The following is a 16,904-nucleotide window of genomic DNA, read 5'->3' as shown; positions in this document are numbered from 1 at the left end:
AACTTGATGTATGTTAGAATAAAAAAAGGAGAGGTTATAGAGAGTAAATTTCTGAGTAGAGAAAGAAAGGAACAGAAGTTATGAATAAATATATGGAAGAGATAGGGAAAAAAGCAAAGGAAGCCTCAAAAAAACTCCTCACTACAGATACAAAAATAAAAAATAAAGCTTTGATGATGATAGCCGAAGAATTAATCAATAAAAAAGAAGAAATAAAAAAAGTGAACAAAATAGATTTGGAAAAAGGAAAAGAAAATGGACTTTCTTCCGCTCTGCTTGACAGACTTGAACTGACAGACAGCAGAATAGAAGCAATGGCTCAAGGTTTAAAAGAAATAGCGGCATTTACAGACCCGATAGGAGAAATACTGACAGGCTGGAAACATAAAAACGGTATGACTATTGAAAAAAAGAGAGTACCCCTCGGAGTAATAGGCATTATATATGAATCCAGACCGAATGTAACAATAGATTCGGCAGGATTGGCAATAAAATCTTCCAATGCGGTGATTTTAAGAGGTTCGGCTAATGCTATAAATTCAAATATTTATTTGAGCAGGTTATTCAATAAAACAGGGATAAAAGCCGGATTGCCTGAAAACACAGTACAGTTAATAGAAAATACTGATAGGGAACTCGTAAATGAAATGGTAAAAATGAACCGATATATAGATGTGCTTATACCGAGAGGCGGAAAAGGCTTAAAAAAATTTATCATTGAAAATGCGACTATTCCCGTTATTGAGACAGGAGCAGGGGTGTGTCATGTATTTGTGGATGAAAGTGCAAAAACAGCCAATGCTCTCTCCATTATTCAGAATGCCAAAATTCAAAGACCAAGTACATGTAATTCGATAGAAACTGTATTAATTCATAAAAATATTGCTGTGAAAATATTGCCTGATTTAACGGATATGCTTTTAAAAGACGGTGTTGAACTTAGATATAGCAAAGAAGCCCTTGAGATTGTAAATAACAGGAATGATGTAAAACTTGCAAACGAAGAAGATTTTGGGGCGGAATATCTTGACATGATAATGTCATTAAAACTTGTAAATGATATAGATGAAGCCATAGAATATATAAATAGTCATAGTACACATCATTCTGATTCAATAATAACCGAAGTAATTGACAATGCTGAAAAATTTCTGAATGAAGTGGATTCGGCAGCAGTGTATCTGAATGCTTCTACAAGATTTTCAGACGGGGGAGAATTCGGCTATGGAGGAGAAATCGGCATTTCCACTCAGAAACTTCACGCGAGAGGGCCTATGGGTGTGAGAGAACTGACAACTACAAAATATATCATTAGAGGAAATGGACAAATTAGAGAATAAACTCATAAGTGTGCAAAATTTATAAATACAAAATTATCGGAATTTTTAAAAAATTCAAATATGGATAAAATAACAAGTTATAAGTATAATGAATATAGTGGCAAAAAAATCAAAATCAAAAATATAATAACAGAAATAATCTTTTATGGAAAGAGGAAATAATGAAAATAGGATTTATAGGAACGGGAAATATGGGAAGTGCCATAATAAAAGGAACAGTTACAGCAAAATTTATTTCAGGAAATGAAATAAATATATTTGACCCGAATAATGCAAAAGTCAGGGAATTAGTTGAAAAATATAATGCAAATTCTTTACAGGATGAAATCAGTGTAGTTGAAAATAGTGACATTATAATCTTATGTGTAAAGCCCAATATTTACAATTCTGTTTTGAAAAAAATAAAAGACAGTATAGAAAAAAATAAGATAATAGTAAGTATAGCAGCAGGAATAAGCATTGACAGCATTGAAAATATCATAGGAAAAGATAAAAAAGTAGTGAGAACTATGCCGAATACGCCTGCACAAGTGCTTCAGGGGATGACAGCCGTTACTTTTAACGGAAATATGGACAAAGAAGAAAAAGAAATAATTTTCAAGCTGCTGAACAGTTTTGGAGAAACTGTGGAAATAGAAGAAAAGCATATGCACGCTTTTACAGGAATAAGCGGTTCTCTTCCTGCTTATGTTTATATATTCGCAGAAGCTCTTGCAGACGGAGGAGTTTTGGAAGGACTACCGAGAAATGAAGCTTATAAAATAGCAGCACAGGCTATAAAAGGTTCTGCACAGATGATACTGGAAACAGGAAAACATCCGGCTGTATTGAAAGATGAAGTAACTTCTCCGGCAGGAACTACTATAGAAGCAATCAGAACTCTGGAAAATGGTAATTTTAGAGGAACAATAATAAATGCAGTAAATGCATGTGTAAGAAAATCAAAAGAAATAAGCGAATAAAAAAAGGCTTCTCTGTAAATTAAATAGTGAATTTTCTTGTCTATACATTTCAAAATAGTCTGTCCTTCTCTATTTTTATAATATTATATTATAAAATTATTTAATATACAATTAAAAAATATTTGACAAAATATAAAAAATAAGGTATAAATAATTAGTAAAAAATTAAATATAATAGGGAGGGTTATATGAAAGCAAAAAAATCATTGAAAAAAGGTTTTACTTTAATAGAAGTAATTTTAGTAGTAGCTATTATTACTATAATTTCTGCTATTGCAGTACCTCAGGTAGGAAAATATTTAGATAAAGCAAACAGGAGCAAAGTAATTGGAGCTATTGCAGAGCTGAATAATTCTTCGACTTCGTGGAGTATAGACCATGGAGGAGATATTCCGAAAAATTTACAGGATGTATTAACGGAGCAGGGTAATATACAGAAATTAGGAATAGGAATGACATCTACAGGGACTTTCAAAATAGGAAATATAAAAGGTCTGATAATATATAATAAGGGAGAAGTATATGCGAAAATAGACAGCGACAGCAAGGCTTTTCCCGGAGAGGAGATAAGAAAATAATAGGAGATTTAGGAGATTATGAATTAATAAATATTTTGAATATAGTACTGGATATAATGAAATATATTGTCTTAGTGTACATTTGTGTTATCGATATAAATAAAAAAATTATTCCTGAAAAAGGTTTTTTGACATTAATGATAATTGGTCTTTTAAAATCTTTGATAAATAATAATATAGCAGGATATTATCTGGGAATATGTGCATTTTCAATGCCTCTGCTTATCCTTTATATTGCTGAAGATTATGTGAAGAAAGAGTTGATAGGATTTGGGGATATAAAATTGATGATGGCTTTAGGAGGGATTTTTACATATAAAACATTAGAAGAAATTATAAGATTTTATATGCTGCTCTATATTTTATCGGGAATATTTACAGTATTTCTAATATTTTATTTGAAAATAAAAAAGAAAAAAATAGAATATATTCCTTTTTCTCCATTTATAGTCATAATATATGTAATATTCGGTTGTTTGGAAAGAGGATAATATGTAATATTTGTATGTTTGTATGTTAGAATAAAAAAAGGAGAGATTAAAGAGGGTAAATTTCAAAAAATGGTACAATATAAAAAAATAATGAAAGAAATAACGGGAAAAATTTACTCAGGAATTTAAACAGGATACGATATACGATAACTACTATTACAGTTCAGGAAAATCAGCAAGAGAAGTGTAAGAGAAGATAGATATAAAAAGTTTAACATTGAGTATACTGTAATTGAAAGTCGAACACAATAAATGTTTGGGCTAAAAGGCATAAAATTTAACGTTGAGTATACTGTAATTGAAAGAATTATTAAACTATAATTCAGTAGAATTATAATTTCCACCAGCAGAAGAACCTATGGTATAATTAGTATTATTAAACTATAATTCATAAAAAATATGAAATAGGAGAAATATGAAAACTATGAAAAATAACATAAAAAGAAAAAATAAAGGAGAAAGTCTTGTTGAAAGTTTAATTTCGATGTTTTTTATAATAACGGTATTAGTTCCTGTTTCTGATATATTTTTAAAGACTTTTAAAATAAGTGTGAAAGCTGATAAGAAAAATTATATAAATAATGAAAATAGAAATATGATAGAAATTTTTAAAACAAAAAAATATGATGAGATATTATCTTTAACAGGAAAATATACTATTAAAGATTTAACGGATTTTTATAATAAATTTTCGATAGAGGAAAAATACAGAGTATTAAACGAAAAGTCCGTCGATAGTAAGTCAAAAGAAATAGAAATAAGAAGAACGGAGGATTATTATATTAATGAAAGAGGGGATAAAGACTATATTTTTGAAATAATAGTGGAAAATGTAAAAGGCTACTATTTTCCAAATTAATGAAAATTAATATTTTTTCTATATTTAAAAAGTTAAAAAAGACAGAAATATAGAAAATTATTATTACTTTAAAGCACCTGTGATAAGTGCAGCTCAAAAGGTATGGAAAGTAGATGTAAAGAACCGATGTTATTCTAAAATAGATAAAAAGGGGGAAGATGAACAGATATAAAAAAAATAGGGGATATTTACTGCTCGAAATATTGATATGTCTGTTTCTGTTTTCAGTTCTAATATTCGTAATATCCATATTTTTAAAAAGAATTGTCCTGATTGAAAAAGAAAAAAAAGAAAATCAGCTGAAATATGAAAATATTTATTTTGTAGGGGATAAAATAATAAAAGACATAAGAAATAGAGAATTTGGAAAATTTTTATATAAAGGAAATCAGGATAATATTCATATAAGTCAGAATATAATTTTATTTAGAAAAGACGGTAAATTTTATAAACTCGAATATAAAAAGGGGAAACTATATATTTCTGACGGGGATAATGCTGAAAAATTAGGAGCTGAAACAGTTATAGGGCAATATGACAATGTTGAATTTAAGAAAATTGACAATCTGTTAATTATAATTTTGAAATATAAGAAAGAAAACGAAATCAGAGTTTTGAATTTGTCCTGATTTTTTAGATGATACAGATAATCTGATTTCGGATTTGTCTTAATTATTTATTTTAATTTCAGCAATAATAGTATGTCAGGAAAAATGATTATGATAGTAGGTGAGAATAAAATTGAAAAATAAAATAATAATGGTATATATTGAAAAAAATAATTAATTGTTTAATTTTTTATGGATTTTAAAAAGAGAGGTTTGTAAATGGGGGAGAAAAATAAAGGAGAAAAAGAAAATAAGAAAAAAGGTGTAAGTCTGATTTATGTATTAGTTGTATTGTCAATGATTTCAGTGTTTTCAGTAAGTTTTATACATTTTGTAAGGGAAAAGACTGAGATTGTTTCGTTAAAAAGCGGAAGCAAAAACTCTATCCCGTTAAATTATTTGATAAATAAAGAAAATGAAAATGCTGAAAAAATAATGTTAAGAGGGATAATGTATAATGGGATTTTGATATTTCCCGAAAACAAAGAACAGTATTTCAATTCAAAAATAGAAATGGACCTGTCGGGAAATACTGTAATTACGAAGATTATATTTTTGCCTGAAAATACGGGAAGTATAGGGAATTTCAAGATTAGTAGAATATCAGACGGCAACGGCAGTGAATACAGGTTACCTTTAGATTTAAATATCGTATATAATGATTTGGAAATATTATATACAAAAAAAATATTGGGAAAAGAATTGAGATTTGTTGAAAAAATATCTTTTAAAAGAATAAATCCTACTTCGGTAGAGATTACCTTAAAAGAAAAAGAATTTTTAAAAGATGATAATTGATTGAGAAAATGAGGGATGATTGAGAAAAAATGGGGGAAATAATGAATGAGGGTTTAAAAATATATATGAGGAGCAATTCCAAAATATATGTATATGTCAACGAAGAAATATTTTATTATGAAAATGAGGAATTGGCTTCGGTTCTCGAAATGTTGAAAGAAGAGTATGAATTTGAAGAAGAAAAGATGTCTTTGTCAATTATATTACATTTTTCGTATTTTTTATTAGATGATAAAAAAATTGAAACTGAAAAGAATAAATCTGATGAAAATATGGAAGAAATTCAGAATATTGATAATATTGAGAAAGGAAAAATTGATAAAAATTTTTACGGAAAAGAATTTTTAGATGATTTCGTAGAAAAAAATATTAATTCGGTAAGTAAAAGATTCTACTTAAACCATATGGAAAATATATATATAAATATATATTTGAGAAAAAAGAAAATAGCGGAATTAGTAAAAGTGTCTAAAAAATTCGATTTTGAAGTGGAAAAAATAAAAGCGGACTTTATCTCGGTGTATAATTTTTATAAAAATGAAAATGTAGAAATATTGCAAATAGGAGAAGAAAAAAGTTTAAGATTTACTATTGAAAATAATGGAATAACGGATATTGAAAAAATTGAACTGACAATAAATGATGTTCATGATATTGATAATTTCGATTTTGGAAATATGAAAACTCTGGCAGTCGATAAAGAAGATATAAAAAATATATTTTATGGCAGTGAATTATATGATGAGCCAAATTTTAGGGGTAAATCTGAAATTATAAATATGGAAAGTATAAGAAATATCGGAATAAAAGATATAATAATAATCGTATTTTTAATATTTGGGTATTTTCTCTTGAGCAGTATGATTCCTCTCGAAAAAGAAATTAAAAGAAATGAGGAAATCAGGCAGGAAACAAAAAAACTGGAAAAAGAATATCTGAATAAAAAAAATGATAAAATACCTGATTATTCCGAAGAATTGGCAACATTAAATGAAATAGATAGTACCCTTAAAAGAAAGGAATATTTTTCAGTAATAAAATTTTTAATTGATAACAGTGAATACGGATTGGATTACACAAAAATCAGTTATAAAAATAAAAAATGGACAATACAGGGAGAAATACCGGATTTTAATAATTTTGAGAAGTTTGAAAATAATATAACAAATAAATATGAAAAAACGGAACTCGGTTATATAAAGGACAATGATACGGCTACTGTCTTTGAATATAATATTTTAGAATAAATATATTAAAATAAAAATGGGGTAAAAATGGGGAAACTGAATTTAAAGAATATAGTTATTATTCTAATAATAATATTTATGTTTTTAGGACTTAATAATAAATATGAAAAATATAAAAATATTCTCAATGAGAGGGAAAATCTTTTGGAAAATAAGGAACAGACTGAAAATAAGATAAATGAAATAATCGCTGAACAGGAAAAAAAGAAAAAGGAAATGCAATCTGATTATGAGCAGATACAAATATTGACAGGGAAATTAGCTGCTCTTTCATTGAGAAATGAAGCGGATTTTAAGAAAATGATATATGTTTTTACTAAAGAAAGCGGTCTGAAAATGAAAGAAATATCCAAGTCTGAAAAACTGTGGGAAAGAAATGGTTATAGATTGAAATATATACATTTTACTTTGTTTGGAGGACTTAATGATTTCGGGAAATTTTTATATTATACAAACAAAAGCAGGAAATTTATCGATACATCTAAAATGTATATCGAGCTTACAGGGGATAATTTTAAAATTTCTTTAGGATTTATAGAACGGGGGGAATAATGAAAAAAATAATACAAGCTAAGCTGACGAATATTATATTAGCTTTCTATTTTGTAATGGGGATTAATATTTTTTCCGCAAAAGTAACGGATTATGTAAACAGGAAAGATGCAAAAAGAGCAGATAAAATCTTTATATATAAGGATAAAGGCGAAAATAATACGGAAAATCAGGAAATAAACGGAACGATAAATCAAAATTCAAAAAATCGGAATACAAATAATAGAATAAGCGGTAACGAAAATGCCAATGAAAACAGTTATAACAACAATAACAGAACCAATCTGAACGGAAATAATCAGAACGGTCTGCATATCAAAGAAAAAAATGAAAAAATAGAAGAAATAGAGCTGGAATACAGAGATGTAAGAGAAGTATCTGAAAAGTTGAATGGTTTCAATGATTTAAAATTAGTAGGAATAGATAATAAAATAATAATAAGCGGAGAAGAAAAGAGAATAGAACAGATAAGAAGAATAATAAGCTCTCTTGACAGACCTAAAGACCAGATAATAATAAGAGGCACAATAATAGATACCAGCTCCAATTTGTTTGAAAAACTGGGAGTAGACTGGAATATAAATTCAAACAGTTCGGAGCCGGGAAAATCAAATTTGATAGGAAAATTTTTAAATGGAGAAGTTACTTTCAGCTCGATTTTTGCAAATGGAGGAAAATTTTTAGGAATAGATTTCAATCTGCTTAGGGAAAATGGAGATATAAAAATAGAAGCAATGCCGACTTTACTTATTATGGAAGATGAGGAAGGGGAGCTGAAAGTTACTGAAGAAGTTTTGATTGGAGAAAAAAAGACTACAAAAAACAATACTGATTATACGGAACCTATATTTTCCGAAGCGGGAATTGTTTTTAAAATCTTGCCCGAAATTAGAAAAATCAATGGAGAAAAGAAAATTTTACTGAAAATAGATACGGAAATAAGTAATTTTAAACTTACATCGGGATATAATACTTCGACAGGGGCAAAACAGAAAAATCAGACTAAGACGATAATTACTCTGAATAACGGAGGTTCAACATTTATAGGGGGACTGAAACAGAATGTTACTAAAGAAACTGTAAGAAAAGTTCCATTTTTTTCGAGTATCCCTATAATAGGGGCGTTATTTAAATATAAGAGAAATAATAAGGAAATTCGGGATATTTATATAGAAATAGAAGCAGTAATACAGGAAGCAAATTATTTAATAAAACGTTAATGAAATACTCTGATTTATGTAGTATAATAATAGAAATGTAAATTATATATAATATTTAAAGAAAGGATAATTTATGATTTCTGCTGAAAGACTGGAAGAAATATTGAACAGATTTGATAAAGTGAAAATTGCAGTTGTTGGAGATATGATGTTGGATGAATACTTAATAGGAAAAGTAAACAGAATTTCTCCTGAAGCACCCGTACCTGTTGTAAATATTGAAGAGGAAAGATTTGTACCGGGAGGAGCGTCAAATGTTGCGAACAATCTAAGAAGCCTTGACGGAATGGTATCTGTCTATGGAGTTGTAGGAAAAGATGACAACGGAGAAAAATTTTTAAAAGAACTGAAACTGAAAAATATTGATTCTTCGACTATTGTAAAAGATGAAACAAGACCGACTATAATAAAGAGCAGGGTACTGTCTCAAGGGCAGCAGCTTTTAAGGCTGGATTGGGAAAAAGATACCGATATTTCTCAGGATATACAGGATGAGATTATAAAAAAACTGGAAGAAAATATAGAAAAAACGGACGCTATATTATTATCTGACTACAATAAGGGGGTATTGACAAAATATCTTTCAGAAAAAATAATAAATCTTGCAAAAAAAAATAATAAAAAAATAGTTGTAGACCCTAAACCTCAAAATTTCAAAAATTACGAGGGAGCGACATCTATGACACCGAATAGAAAAGAGCTTCTTGATTATTTCGGCATGAAAAAATTTGAAAGTGAAGAGCAGATTGCACAAAAAATGAAAGAGTTGAAAGATGAACTGAAACTCGAAAATGTCGTTTTAACAAGAAGTGAAGAGGGGATTTCGTTATTTGAAAATGAACATAAGAGAATACCCACTGTCGCAAGGGAAGTATACGATGTAACAGGGGCAGGAGATACTTTTATCTCGACATTTTTACTGGCAGTGAGTGCAGGAGCCGATATATATGAGGCAGGAGTAATAGCAAATATGGCTTCGGGTATTGTCGTGGGAAAAATAGGAACTGCGACTGCTACAAGAGATGAAATACTTGAATTTTATCATAATAAAATGGAAAAAGGGTTATTAAAATAACAATATAAAATTATTCTTTACAAGAAGATCAAATCGTAAGAGAACTAAGTAAATCAAGGGATATCAAAAATTACTAAAATAAAAACATAAAAATTATTATAAGGATGTGAGAGAAGAATGGCAGTAATTGCAGCAGTAGAAGCAGGGGGAACGAAATTCATCTGTGGTTTAGGGAATGAAAAGGGAGAAATTATTGATAAGATAAATATTCCTACTACAACTCCTGAAGAAACTATGTCAAAAGTAATAGAATACTTTAAGGACAAAAAATTTGATGTAATGGGAGTGGGCAGTTTTGGTCCGATAGACCCCGTAAAAAGCTCTGAAACATATGGATATATTACAAAAACACCAAAACCATACTGGAGTGATTATAACATAATAGGAGAATTGAAAAAACATTTCAATGTTCCCATGGAATTTGATACCGATGTAAACGGAGCAGCTCTTGCTGAAGCATGGTGGGGAGCAGGAAAAGGATTGAAAAATATTATTTATATAACAGTAGGTACAGGGATAGGAGCGGGTGCAGTAGTAAACGGTACAATGTTACAGGGGCTGACTCATCCTGAAATGGGGCATATATTTTTGAAAAAACATCCTGATGATAAATTTCAAGGAAGATGTCCTTTTCATAAAGACTGTCTTGAAGGAATGGCAGCAGGGCCTGCTATTGAAGACAGATGGGGAAAAAAAGGTCAGGAAATGGCAAATGATGACAGAGTATGGGAAATGGAAGCTTACTATCTTGCTCAGGCTTTAGTGAATTATATATTGATTTTATCACCTCAGAAAATAATTATGGGTGGTGGAGTAATGAAACAGCAACAATTATTTCCTCTTATAAGAAAATATGTTCAGGAATTTTTAAATGACTATGTCTATAAAAGAGAAATTTTAGAAAAAATTGATGAATATATCGTATATCCCGGTCTTGGAGATGAAGCAGGATTTACAGGTTCGATAGCTTTAGGAAAGATTGCTTTGGAAAATAAATAAAATTACACAATTTAAAATCAGACAACTTTGAGAAATAAGGAGTAAATGTGGATATAGAACATTCAATAAAGAATACCAGAAAGTATGCAATACTTGAAGTTATGTTTTTTAATGGTTTTTCAGTTGGAATGCAGAGTTTTGTGCTGCTAAGTTTGGCAATATACTTTAATATGAGTTCTTTCTTTATATCAATAGTTTCATCACTGCCTACAGCAGGATATTTGTTGCAAATATTTACCAAAAGATTAAACAGCCTACTTGGGAGCAGAAAAAGAACGTTAGTAATATCGGCGGCTATTTCAAGGCTTGTCATATGTATGTTGCCTTTTGCGATTCTTTTTGATATAAGAAAACAGGGTGTATATTTTATGGTAATGCTTATTTATGCTCTGTTTTCTCCTTTTGTAAATAATGTATGGACGGCTACAATGGTTCAGATTATAAATAAAAATGAGAGAGGAAATTATTTCGGGAAACGTAATCTGTTTTCATCATTGTCTACAGTAGTATATATACTGTTTTACGGATATATCTTATCTCTGCCCGATAAAAAAAGCTCAATGCTGATACTGACATCTTCAATGTCCTTGTCAGCAATAGGATCGGTATTATTTATGTGTCTTCATTATGTGCCTGATTTAGGGAAAGAGATAAAAAATGTCAGTATAAAAACTGCACTGAAAAATAAAAATTTTGTCGTTTATCTGAAATTTGCTTCTGTGTGGCTGTTTACATGGGAATTTTTAAAACCTTTAACAGAATATTACAGAATAAAAATACTCGGTGTAAATACTATGTTTATTTCACAAATGGGAGTTTTAACAGCAATATTGTCAAGTGTGCTTTACATAATATACGGAAAATTATCTGATAAATATGGCAATAAAACGATGTTGAGAATGGGAATATTCTTTACAACATATTATGTTCTTACGTATTTTTCAATGACAGAGGGCAATAAAATGTCCATGCTTTTTGCAGCCGCAGTTATTGACGCGATAGGTTTTACAGCGATAACATTGAGTTTGTTGAATTTGATGATGGAGGTTTCGGGAGAGCCTGCCGATGCTTATGTAGGAGCTTACGCCTTAGTTTCAGGGATAGCGGCAATACTGGCGGGACTGTTTGGAGGTCTTATAGGAAAATTTATAAATAACGGAGTTATTTATATTTTTGGAGAAGAATTTTATACAATAAGATTTGCTTTTGTCATTGGATTTATTTTAAGACTGTTTTCATTACTTGAGCTGACAAGAGTGGATTCTTTTGAAAAAACGTTTGTATACAGTGGAACTAATCATATGAAAAGTGTATTCTCGAAAATAATGTTTTCAGGTTCGAGATATATAAATCCTGATAAATCAAAAAATGGTTATTTTAGCGGTAATAGTTCTGAAGAAGAAGCAAAAGAAAAGACGGATAGAAAAACAGATGAAAAAACTGAAAACAATAATCAGAACAATAATGAAAACAATGAAAATAATGTATAAATCTCAAAATAATAAAAGAAAAACGGTATAGAAATCAAAAAGGGGGGATTTAATATGACCGATTTTTTGAGTAACAATAAATTTTTTAATAAAAGCAGATTATATAATGGAAAATATGAAACAAAATATAAAGTAGGAAAATATAAAGTAAAAGACAGGGAAATGCTTTCATTTACGAAAAATGTCCATTATTTATTAAAAGGAAAGATAAATTTAGTAGATTGTCTTGAAATAGTTTCTATAAATTATGAGGGGATTTTTAGAGAAAAAATAAGGCAGACGAAAAAACTTATAGAAAAAGGAACCCCATTAAATAAGGCTTTTGAGAAAATAGAAAAGGATAGGGAATTTTTAGAATTAATAAAAATAGGAGAACAAACGGGAAATCTGGAAACGGTTTTTAAAAATTTATATGAAAAATATGAATTTAGAAATAAAATCAAAAAAGATATAATGAGTCTGAGCATATATCCTTTAACAGTTATTATTACAGCTCTGATTATTGTAGTTATACTTCTGAAATTTGTAGTTCCAAAGTTTGTTCTGATTTATTCGGATACAGGACAGCAGCTTCCTGTTATGACCAGGACTATTATCGGAATAAGTGCGGTTTTTGACAAATATGGTCTGTTTTTATTGATTTTATTAATTTTTTTTATTTGGCTCGCGATATATTTAAAAAAGAAAAATGAAGAAAAATTTGAAAAAATATTTTTAAATACTTTTATAATAGGAAAACTGTATAAAGATATGTGCATATTAAACTTTACAAGAAATATGTATTCTCTTACAAGTGCCGATATTCCATTTCTCCAGTCATTGAAAATGTGCATAAATTCCAATAGCGGATTAATGAATAATGAAATAAGAAAAATCATAATAAAAATTGAAAAAGGGGAAAATATAAAAAAATCTTTTCATAATCTGAAATTTTTTAACAAGGAATATATTACTTTTTTAAATATAGGGGAAAAGACAGGAGTGATATCCGATGTTTTTTTCAATCTTTATGAAATATATTACGAAAAAGTGAGAAGTAAGATACAGCTTTTTCTCAAAATCTTTGAGCCTCTGTCTATAATATTTATTGCAATGATAATAGGGATAATAATGCTTTCGGTTATGCTGCCGATTTTTAAAATAGGGGAAGCATTATAAAATTATAGAAGAAGTTATGAAAAAATAAATTTGTGGAAAAATCGTGAAATCCTATAAAGAAAACAGAAAGATAATAAAAAGAAAAAAATAAAAGGAATATGCTAAAAACTATGATAGAAAATTTTAATAAATCGTCTGAATACGCTCAAAAACTATTTCAGATAGAAGATGAAAAGATTATCGAAATAGAAAAAGAGAGCCTTGAAAACAAAGTCCCAATAATAACGAGGGAAGTGTTAAGATTTATGCTCTTTACTGCTCAGGGAATAAAGGCACGGAATATACTTGAGATAGGTACAGCTACAGGTTATTCAGGAATATTTCTTGGAAAACTCGCAAACAGTAACGGAGGATTTCTTGCAACTATTGAAATAGACGAAGAAAGATACGCTAAAGCAGTGGAGAATTTCAAAAAAACGGGTATTTTTGAGAAAAATAAATTGATTTTAGGAGATGCACTGGAAAAGATACCTGAACTTGATAAAATAATAGGAAATAATAAAAAAAATACTTTTGATTTTATATTTATTGATGCATCAAAAGGACAGTATATAAAATTTTTTAAAATGTGTTATAAACTTTTAAATGAAAACGGCATTATATTTATTGATAATATAATGTTCCGAGGATTAGTAACGGAAGAAGATAAAGATATTCCGAAAAAGTACAGAACGATAGTAAAAAGATTGCAGCAGTTTATAGAAAAGCTGAATAATGAATGTAATTTTGTCTTATTGCCTTTCGGAGACGGAGTAGGACTGGTTAGGAAGTAATAATTATGAAATTTCTTTTATACAATATAAGATACGGGACAGGAAAATATTTAAATCAGCCTTTAAAACATATAAGAGGCTATCTGGGACATTCGCTGGAACATATTGGCAGGATAGGAGAATTTATAAAAAAATATGACCCTGACATAGTGGGGCTGGTGGAAGTAGATCTGGGGTCTTTCAGAACTAAAGAAAAAAATCAGGCTGAACTTTTGGGAAAAATGACAGAAAACTATTATGTGTATAGACATAAATATCAGGAAAATTCAAAATATATGAAAATGCCTATGGTCAGAAAGCAGGGAAACGCTTTTTTGTCAAAAATGGAGACAAAATCTCAAAAATTTCATTATCTTGATGACGGAATGAAAAAACTTGTAATAGAAATTGAGACAGGTTCTGTTATAGTTTTCCTCGTTCATCTGGCATTGGGAGGAAAGACGAGATTAAAACAGCTTGTGCAACTTAGAAAATTAATACAGGATTGTAAAAAACCCTTTATAGTTGCGGGCGATTTCAATGTTCTGTGGGGAAGTGAGGAAATAGAACTGTTCTTGGAAGCGAGTGGACTGTATAATGTAAATTCACACAAAGACCCTACATTTCCAAGTTGGGCTCCGAAAAAGGAACTGGATTTTATCCTCTGTTCCCGAGATATAAAAGTAAAAAACTATAAAGTAATAAAAACATTATTATCTGACCATTTACCAATTTTAATGGATTTTGAGATTATGGATAGGAAAGATAACTGAAAAAAGAAAAAGTAAATAAAAAAAGGGAATAAAAAAGAGAGAGCAGGAATTATAAAAATCAAACTTTATAATCAAATTTATAAATAAAATTTTGAAGATATTCAGAGATAGGAGTGAAAAAGTGAAGTTGACATCAAAAATAGTATCATTATTTGTAATTCTCATTTTAACAGTGGGAAATTTATATGGAGATAATAACAGCTCATATAATTCAAATGATTTTGAAAATGATGAAGAAATACTGAAAATAATAGACAGCTATGGTAATGATGACTATAATAGCGACAATTATAATAAAAATAACAGTAAAAATAAGACGGAAAATAATAAATCAAGAAAGATAACGGTAAAAAAAGAGAAAAAAGAATTAAGAGGTGTGTGGGTTGCCAGTGTAATAAATATCGACTGGCCTTCAAAAAAAGGACTCAGTATCGAGGAACAAAAAAGTGAATTTATTTCAGTGCTTGAAAATGTAAAAAAATGGAATATGAATGCTGTATTTGTGCAGATAAAACCTGTAGGAGACGCTTTCTATCCCTCGAAATATGCACCTTGGTCTGAATATCTGACAGGAGTTCAGGGAGCCAATCCCGGTTATGACCCGTTGAAATTCATGGTAGAAGAAGCACATAAAAGAAATATAGAATTTCATGCGTGGTTCAATCCTTACAGATTGACAATGGGCGGAGGGAGAGAAAAACTTTCCCGTGATAATATAGGAAATAAAAGGCCTGAATGGACAGTAATGTACGGCGGGAAACTGTATCTTAATCCCGGAATACCCGAAGTAAATGATTATGTCGTTGACAGTATAGTAGAAGTGGTTAAAAAATATGATATAGACGGTGTTCATATGGATGATTATTTTTATCCTTATAAAGTGAAAGGTCAGGAATATCCCGACAGTGCTCAATATAAAAAATACGGAGGAAGATTTTCAAGTATAGGCGACTGGCGAAGAAACAATATAAATAAACTTATAGAAAAGCTTCATAGGGAAATAAAGAAAGAAAATAAAAATGTATCATTCGGAATAAGTCCTTTCGGTGTGTGGAGAAATGCTTCGACAGACCCTGTGAGAGGTTCACAAACTCAGGCAGGAGTACAAAATTATGATGACCTTTATGCAGATATACTTTACTGGATGGATAAAGGCTGGATAGATTATGTAGCACCTCAGTTATATTGGACAAGAGGATTCAGAGCAGCTGATTATAGTGTTCTTGTAGAATGGTGGAGTAAATATGCTCGAAAAACAGGGACAGATCTTTATATAGGACAGGCAGCATATAAAGTAAAAGACTGGTCTGACGGAGGAAATGAATTGGTAGAACAGATTAGACTTAACAGAAGATACTCCGAAATAAAAGGGAGCATATTTTTTAGCTATAAATCATTAGTTCCTAATCCTAAAAACGTAACTGTCAATTTAATAAACGGGCCTTATAATAAATAGACTTGAAAGGCTTATAAATTAATATAAAATAGAAATTTCCAAATAAATTGAAAATTTATTTGGAAATTTTTTTTCGTTTAGGAATGTTTATTTATAAGGTGATAAGAAAATGATATAAATGGATATTTTTTATTTTAGGCTATAATAATTATATAAAAATTAAATAATGTATAAAAAATAATATAAATATATATTCATATATAACAGTATAGGTGAAATTATTATATGCGTAAAATCTTTAAAAATAAGCAATATATGAAATAGTAAAATTGAAAAAAAATAAAAATTAAAAATGAATTTGTCATAAATAAAAAAATATGTTGAAATATTCATGATTTTTTGATATACTATCTAAAAGTAATTGCTAAGAAATTATACTTTAAAATCTAAGAAAAATTTTAGGAGGAAAAATGAAAAAAATGATGTTCCTATTAATGGGGATATTGATAATATCATCAGTGAGCTATTCAGCACCAAAACAAAGTCTGGAGCAAAGTCTGAATGCAATAGAATCAAAATTCAATGATTTACTTGAAAAAGAAGCAC

At 29.2% G+C, this 16,904-nt stretch carries 17 protein-coding genes; all 17 read left to right on the top strand.

What is annotated here, in order from left to right:
• Positions 1–80 precede the first annotated feature (80 nt).
• The 17 genes from ACO5J6_RS07415 to ACO5J6_RS07335 all read left to right on the top strand — a co-directional run bounded on the left by ACO5J6_RS07415 (position 81) and on the right by ACO5J6_RS07335 (position 16,358).
• Positions 81–1,340, top strand: coding sequence for a glutamate-5-semialdehyde dehydrogenase (locus ACO5J6_RS07415; protein ID WP_485643113.1), 1,260 nt, complete (start codon positions 81–83; stop codon positions 1,338–1,340).
• 161 nt (positions 1,341–1,501) lie between these two features.
• Positions 1,502–2,302: a pyrroline-5-carboxylate reductase gene (proC, locus tag ACO5J6_RS07410; RefSeq protein WP_485643111.1), complete on the top strand. Its 801-nt coding sequence runs from the start codon at positions 1,502–1,504 to the stop codon at positions 2,300–2,302.
• 188 nt (positions 2,303–2,490) lie between these two features.
• A complete protein-coding gene (locus ACO5J6_RS07405; RefSeq protein ID WP_485643109.1) occupies positions 2,491–2,880 on the top strand; it encodes a type II secretion system protein in 390 nt (129 codons plus the stop codon).
• A 35-nt stretch (positions 2,881–2,915) separates the two neighbouring features.
• A complete protein-coding gene (locus ACO5J6_RS07400) occupies positions 2,916–3,371 on the top strand; it encodes a prepilin peptidase (protein WP_485643108.1) in 456 nt (151 codons plus the stop codon).
• Between the two features lie 415 nt (positions 3,372–3,786).
• Entirely contained in the window at positions 3,787–4,230 is a 444-nt protein-coding gene (locus tag ACO5J6_RS07395) for a hypothetical protein (protein WP_485643107.1), read from the top strand.
• Between the two features lie 158 nt (positions 4,231–4,388).
• Complete coding sequence (locus tag ACO5J6_RS07390; RefSeq protein WP_485643105.1) at positions 4,389–4,859, top strand: hypothetical protein; 471 nt, start codon at positions 4,389–4,391, stop codon at positions 4,857–4,859.
• 198 nt (positions 4,860–5,057) lie between these two features.
• A complete protein-coding gene (locus ACO5J6_RS07385; protein ID WP_485643104.1) occupies positions 5,058–5,636 on the top strand; it encodes a hypothetical protein in 579 nt (192 codons plus the stop codon).
• Between the two features lie 41 nt (positions 5,637–5,677).
• Entirely contained in the window at positions 5,678–6,883 is a 1,206-nt protein-coding gene (locus ACO5J6_RS07380; protein ID WP_485643102.1) for a hypothetical protein, read from the top strand.
• Between the two features lie 27 nt (positions 6,884–6,910).
• Positions 6,911–7,435, top strand: coding sequence for a hypothetical protein (locus tag ACO5J6_RS07375; RefSeq protein WP_485643100.1), 525 nt, complete (start codon positions 6,911–6,913; stop codon positions 7,433–7,435).
• Positions 7,435–8,655: a type II secretion system protein GspD gene (locus tag ACO5J6_RS07370; RefSeq protein ID WP_485643098.1), complete on the top strand. Its 1,221-nt coding sequence runs from the start codon at positions 7,435–7,437 to the stop codon at positions 8,653–8,655. The genes ACO5J6_RS07375 and ACO5J6_RS07370 overlap by 1 nt, the downstream gene beginning before the upstream one ends.
• Positions 8,656–8,728: 73 nt before the next feature.
• A complete protein-coding gene (gene rfaE1 / locus ACO5J6_RS07365) occupies positions 8,729–9,730 on the top strand; it encodes a D-glycero-beta-D-manno-heptose-7-phosphate kinase (protein ID WP_485643097.1) in 1,002 nt (333 codons plus the stop codon).
• 117 nt (positions 9,731–9,847) lie between these two features.
• Positions 9,848–10,729 (top strand): ROK family protein, encoded by an 882-nt coding sequence (locus ACO5J6_RS07360; RefSeq protein ID WP_485643096.1) that lies wholly within the window; start codon positions 9,848–9,850, stop codon positions 10,727–10,729.
• 47 nt (positions 10,730–10,776) lie between these two features.
• Positions 10,777–12,219 (top strand): MFS transporter, encoded by a 1,443-nt coding sequence (locus tag ACO5J6_RS07355; RefSeq protein WP_485643094.1) that lies wholly within the window; start codon positions 10,777–10,779, stop codon positions 12,217–12,219.
• 54 nt (positions 12,220–12,273) lie between these two features.
• Positions 12,274–13,377: a type II secretion system F family protein gene (locus ACO5J6_RS07350; protein ID WP_485643093.1), complete on the top strand. Its 1,104-nt coding sequence runs from the start codon at positions 12,274–12,276 to the stop codon at positions 13,375–13,377.
• A gap of 110 nt (positions 13,378–13,487) precedes the next feature.
• Complete coding sequence (locus ACO5J6_RS07345; RefSeq protein WP_485643091.1) at positions 13,488–14,150, top strand: O-methyltransferase; 663 nt, start codon at positions 13,488–13,490, stop codon at positions 14,148–14,150.
• Between the two features lie 5 nt (positions 14,151–14,155).
• Positions 14,156–14,902 (top strand): endonuclease/exonuclease/phosphatase family protein, encoded by a 747-nt coding sequence (locus ACO5J6_RS07340; protein ID WP_485643089.1) that lies wholly within the window; start codon positions 14,156–14,158, stop codon positions 14,900–14,902.
• A gap of 121 nt (positions 14,903–15,023) precedes the next feature.
• Positions 15,024–16,358 carry a glycoside hydrolase family 10-like protein gene (locus tag ACO5J6_RS07335; RefSeq protein ID WP_485643087.1) on the top strand — a complete coding sequence of 445 codons (1,335 nt, stop codon included), beginning with the start codon at positions 15,024–15,026 and terminating at the stop codon, positions 16,356–16,358.
• Positions 16,359–16,904 lie beyond the last annotated feature (546 nt).

The organism is Pseudoleptotrichia sp. (assembly GCF_057270515.1).
Note: the sequence above shows the minus strand (reverse complement) of the source record. Positions and strands in the feature narration are given on the sequence as shown.